The 4325-nt window shown below is 39.5% G+C and carries 3 protein-coding genes and 1 pseudogene; 2 read left to right on the forward strand and 2 right to left on the reverse strand.

Features of this window, described 5'->3' with window-relative positions; all coding sequences use genetic code 11:
* Positions 1-151: 151 nt before the first annotated feature.
* On the reverse strand, positions 152-523 hold the full coding sequence (locus tag ACFFAP_RS36460; RefSeq protein WP_375515774.1) for a protein-disulfide reductase DsbD domain-containing protein: 372 nt from the start codon (positions 521-523) through the stop codon (positions 152-154).
* A 193-nt stretch (positions 524-716) separates the two neighbouring features.
* Positions 717-2075: a sensor histidine kinase gene (locus tag ACFFAP_RS36465; protein WP_375515775.1), complete on the reverse strand. Its 1359-nt coding sequence runs from the start codon at positions 2073-2075 to the stop codon at positions 717-719.
* A 301-nt stretch (positions 2076-2376) separates the two neighbouring features.
* Here ACFFAP_RS36465 and ACFFAP_RS36470 point away from each other — a divergent pair.
* Both ACFFAP_RS36470 and ACFFAP_RS36475 read left to right on the forward strand, forming a co-directional pair.
* Positions 2377-2508: pseudogene (locus ACFFAP_RS36470) on the forward strand (Uma2 family endonuclease); the annotation flags it as partial.
* Positions 2509-2648: 140 nt separating this feature from the next.
* On the forward strand, positions 2649-3782 hold the full coding sequence (locus ACFFAP_RS36475; protein WP_375515776.1) for an S-layer homology domain-containing protein: 1134 nt from the start codon (positions 2649-2651) through the stop codon (positions 3780-3782).
* The last annotated feature ends 543 nt before the right edge of the window (positions 3783-4325 follow it).

The raw sequence follows: 4325 nt of genomic DNA on the forward strand, positions 1-4325 counted from the left end.
GCATTTTGAGAAAGCAATATGCCTTTTTGCTTGCTGAATCTACCGAAATGAGAAAACATTTAAGCATTTTGAGAAAGCAATCAAGCATTTTGAGAAAGCATTTAAGTATTTTGCTTATTGAATCTAGTCAAAAGGCGAAGTTAAGGTGAAGTTATTGAAAGTATTCCTTATAAATTCGATGCCAAAGGTAGCCAAAATTCATCAACCCACTAGCAGGTAGTCTCTCAGGGTAAGGATACACCAATTCTCCCGCCGAAAATCCCTGCGGTAACGTCCAAGCAATACTGGGAGCAACACCAGAGTCACCAGGGTTTTTCCAATAAGTATGCCATCCTGGTTTTATTTGGAAATGTAACCCCACCCAAAATGGTTTCCCTGGTTGAATACTACTGACTTCACTCACCAATTGTGTTTGCACGTGTTCAGTCTTGACTGGGTTTGCCCAAGCAGTAAGAGGTAGAAGAATGAGGAAACTGAGGATGAATGTAATTATTTTGATGGCTATTTGTGTCAATTTATGCATATGTTTAGGGAACTCCAGAAAATAAATTATCCAATTTTACGCCCATCAAAACGACTTTCCCTCCCCTAGCTAATAGCCCCCTGTCCCCTGCCCTCAAAGCGATCGGATATTTTTTAAATTGGAAGTCCCTTAGCTCAAAGCCCCTTGTTTAAGGTAGGCAAACTTCCACTACAGTGTACTAGCTAGAATTTAATCAAACTAAAGGCAATAAAATTTCAAATTTTGTACCTATACCAATCTGGGAATGGAAATTTAATTTTCCCCCATGTCTGACGGTGATAATTCGATAACTTACTGCCAAACTAGTATTTTTACTATTCTTCGTTTCAAGAGAAAACGACTCCATAATTTGCTGTTGCAATTCTTGAGACACTCCAGGGCCATTGTCAGCAATGCGAATTAATATCCAGCGAGAATCTGGTGCATTTGGGTTGCTTGCTTCTTGGGAAATTACTTCTGTAGTAATCTCGATTCGGGGTTTTTGAACAGTCTTTGTATCTTGTCGATGCAACTGCTGTCGCACTGCTTCATTGAGTAAAGTATCCACAACTTCGCTGAAAATATTCATCAAAACCTGGTTTATTTGCCCCATAAAGCAATATACTGGGGGTAATTGGCCGTAGTATTTGACGATTTCAATTTCTCCTTGAAGACGGCTATTAATTAATAAAATAATACTATCTATACAAGCGTGTAAATCTACTGGTTTGGGATAAAGTTCATCGAGATGGCAGAAGTTTTGTAAACTAGTGACAAGTTTTTTTAATCTTTCTGCTCCAGTGCGGATACTAGCAAGGGAGCGCGACAAATCTTGTTCTAAAAAATCAAATTCAATCTCTTCTTTAATCTGATTAATTGCCTGGGAAGCTGATGGTAATTCTTTTTCATAAGCCGCTATCAGCTTGAGCAAATCTTGGCTGTAGGTTGAAACATAAGTTATATTACCCCAAATAAAACCCACGGGGTCTAAAATTTCGTGCGCTACACCGTCTACCAAACGTCCCAGATTTGCCATTTTATCATTTTGAATCATTTGGGCTTGGCTGCGTTCATACCGCACTAGATTGTCGATTCCTCGAATTTGCCAAGAAATAATATTCAATTCTTGGACATCTAACAATCTATAAGCACCAGATTCTGTTTCTACTACAATTGGTTCTGCTAATAATTCTGGCGATCGCTTTAAGCTAAGTTGCATCGCAGTTAAAATCGATGTTGTATCAGCAAGCAGCAACATCGGTATCCGCGCATAGCTGTAGATAACGGCTAATGGTTGCTGAACAAATAACTCTTGTCCGAATGGGCGAATCAAAAATTCCAGCAGTCGCCGCCGCGAAATCATCCCAATGAACTTTCCCTGTTCTACCAAAATTACTCCTGGTAGCTGGGGGTATTTTTCCAAAAAACTAGCCACTTCCATACCAGTGTGATTGATTTCCACTGGGAAGTTGTACATTGGTAGTTCTTGGAGGGTTGAATCTAAATCGATATCGCGATCGCTACCAAGAGACACAAATGGCGGTAAGATTTGGTAACTGAATTCTTCTGACACTAGACACCCTAAGTTTTACAAATATTAGGTAAACAATAAGTTAATATTTTACATTCTGTCACCCTCTAAATCCGATTTCGGTTTAAGTATCTACCGCAAGGCGGAAGTCAAGTCGCTTCGCTCCAATTAAAAATTAAAAATATAAAATTAAAAATTGCAATCATTGTGGGCTGCTGAACCCACCACTGATTGTAGACCACTGAAATCTTTGATTTCAGTGGTTGCTCGTACCCAAAATTAATTAAAAATTATTATTCTGATTAATTTTTAATTTTTAACTTTTAATTTTTAATTAAAAAAAGGTCAATATTGTATTGGTCAGGATTTAGGCATTTACTGGCGCTTGACTGATCCCCCTGAAAAAGGAGCAGAAGCACCGGATTGGTTTTATGTACCGAATGTACCGCCTACACTGAATGGGCAAACGCGACGTTGAACCAGAAAGCTAATATTTTGTTATGAATTACGAATTACGAACTTGTACTGAGCGCAGCCGAAGTATTACGAATTACGAATTAAATCTGTGGCTTAATTTGTTTAGACACAAATTTTACTGCTACCAGGGTAATCACGATGACAAATAGACCTCCTTCCGAACCGGAGTCATCCCAAAGAACTGCCCTTGGCTTTGATGAATTTATAGCCATTCTGGTTGCCTTCACCACTATCGGAGCGATTCTTTTTTGGTCATTGTCTGGCAGGGATTCTAGCTGGAACTTAAACGGGTTGCTGTCGCCTTCTTCTACTCCGTCTAGAAGTGTTCAACCAAATCAAGTATTGCCCTTCCCTACTTCCAAGGTAGAACCAAATGCAGCCCCCAACAACGTTTTGCCGTCATCTCCACCTGAGGCTGTTGGTGAACCCAATACACCTGCATTGCCAACTAATAGCGCAACTTCTTCTGGCGCAGTGTTACCATCGGTTCAGGTAATCCCAACTCAATCCCCACAACCATCTGTATCCTCTTCAGCAGGGCTTGAGTCATCAATTACATCATTAGCGTTGCCTTTAGTAACTCCGGCAAAACAAAAATCTATTATTCCGCCCCCAATTGCATTTAACGATGTGCCCAATAACTTTTGGGGTCGGCGTTTTATAGATGTTCTTTCTTCCCGTGGTATTCTCAAGGGGTTTCCTGATTATTCTTTTAGACCAAATCAGCCTGTAAACCGCGCTGAATTTGCTGCTATCCTGCAAAAAGCCTTTGAGCAAGAACCGTCTAAGACTGCGATCGCATTTCAAGATGTACCAGCAAAATTCTGGGCTACTTCAGCAATTGACCAAGCCATAAGTGCCGGATTTCTCAAAGGCTACCCGAAAAAAACCTTTAAACCACAACAAAATATTACGCGAGTGCAAGTTTTAGTTGCCCTTGTTAGTGGATTGAATTTGAAAGCATCCACTTCCCAAAATCAGATTTTAAGTGTCTATAAAGATGTTAAAGATATTCCAACCTATGCTACTAGCAAAATAGCTGCTGCTACAGCTAATGGTCTGGTAGTTAACTATCCAAATCCACAAATTCTTGCTCCTAATAAAGTAGCTACTAGGGCTGAAGTGGCGGCGATGATTCATCAAGCTTTAGTAAAACGGGGCAAGTTGCAGGGAATTTCATCTCAAAACATAGTGCGATTGGGTAGCGTGTCTCCAAAACTCTCGCCCACTCCAAAGCAGAACCTAAAAGGTAACTTGTCCACAGGAGGCTAGTACCGCAAGGCGGAAGTCAACCCCTTTGGGCAAGTCAAAAGTCAAAAGTCAAGAGAATTGTATTCCAAGGTCTTGCGCCATTTGAAATGGTATGTTTATTTCCGCCGTGTTGTATTAGTCTCAACAATAATTACTAATTCGTAATACTTCGGCTGCGCTCAGTACAAGTTCGTAATTCGTAATTAAACCAAATGTGAGTTTGACAGCTTATATGGTGTTCGCCTAACGAGACTTAATAAAAAGACCTTTAAGACAGGGTAAGCGCATATAATTTTGTAGTTATTGATACAGACAAAAAGCTGAAAACTCTATCTAAATATCAATTTTTCATTCAAAATAGGACGAATTGTCGTAAATGATTGAAAAAACATGGGTCAAATAGCTTTTTATGTTCCTTAACCACATAAAGACGATAATGTCAATCCCACCTATTGGCTCCGTGTAGTAATTTTGAACTTATTTGTGCTTTGGGTGAACCCCAAAATTACCGTGTCAAGTCGCTTCTCGAAATTAAAAATTAAAAATATAAAATTAAAAATTGCA

Origin of the sequence: uncultured Nostoc sp. (genome assembly GCF_964245575.1) — a bacterium.
Taxonomy (GTDB): Bacteria; Cyanobacteriota; Cyanobacteriia; order Cyanobacteriales; family Nostocaceae; genus Nostoc.